Annotated in this window: 2 tRNA genes; both read right to left on the bottom strand. The window is 50.7% G+C overall.

What is annotated here, in order from left to right:
• Window positions 1-4: 4 nt before the first annotated feature.
• Window positions 5-81 (bottom strand) — tRNA-Ile (locus BVF91_RS13075).
• Between the two features lies 1 nt (window position 82).
• Window positions 83-158 (bottom strand) — tRNA-Ala (locus tag BVF91_RS13070).
• Window positions 159-347 lie beyond the last annotated feature (189 nt).

Below are 347 nucleotides of genomic sequence, written 5' to 3'. Positions count from 1 at the left end.
ATCATGGTGGGCTTAGATGGACTCGAACCATCGACCTCACGCTTATCAGGCGTGCGCTCTGACCACCTGAGCTATAAGCCCATGGTGGAGATGAGGAGATTCGAACTCCTGACCCCCTGCTTGCAAGGCAGGTGCTCTCCCAACTGAGCTACACCCCCATGACCATGTTGAGGGCTTAAACCCTCAAAACTGAACAGTGAGATACGACTTGTTTATCAACGCTTGTTAAATTCCGTTTGCTATATACTTTGCGCTCTCTTCACTCAGTTTCGCTAACGGCACTTAACGACATCCATGTCGTAGTGCCTCTCGCGTGGTCCTTCACGCTCGTACGCTTCACTTCGTTT

This window comes from Thermoanaerobacterium sp. PSU-2 (assembly GCF_002102475.1).
GTDB lineage: Bacteria > Bacillota > Thermoanaerobacteria > Thermoanaerobacterales > Thermoanaerobacteraceae > Thermoanaerobacterium.
Note: the sequence above shows the minus strand (reverse complement) of the source record. Positions and strands in the feature narration are given on the sequence as shown.